Below are 451 nucleotides of genomic sequence, written 5' to 3' on the forward strand. Positions count from 1 at the left end.
GGAGCAGTTGCAGGGGCCTTCAGCGATTTACCACATGCCGGTCGCTTTGCGTTTGACTGGCGGACTGGATGACGATGCACTGGGGCAGGCGTTGGCCGACGTCGTGGGTCGGCACGAGAGTCTGCGCACCGTGTTCGGGGTGGTAGACGGAATTCCCGAGCAAGTGGTGGTGCCCGCCGAGCGAGCAGACCTGGGATGGCAGATTGTCGATGCCACCGCTTGGCCGTCGGATCGCGTGCGCGACGCCGTCGCGACATTCGCGCAGCGACCATTTGATCTCGCGCGTGAAATTCCCTTGAGGGCAGTGCTCTTCCGCGTCGCCGAGAACGAGCACGTGTTTGTCGCGGTGGTACACCATATCGCTGCCGATGGTTGGTCGATCGGCCCGTTTGTGGCTGATCTGTGTGCTGCATACGCGAGCCGATCCTCCGGCTGTTCTCCCGACTGGTCA

At 63.0% G+C, this 451-nt stretch carries 1 protein-coding gene; it reads left to right on the forward strand.

Annotated elements, in window-relative coordinates; genetic code table 11:
• Positions 1 to 451, forward strand: a 451-nt coding sequence (locus ACRCUN_RS34255) for a condensation domain-containing protein (protein WP_462146042.1), incomplete at both ends; no start/stop codon positions are given.

It is taken from the genome of Mycobacterium venezuelense (genome assembly GCF_054919535.1).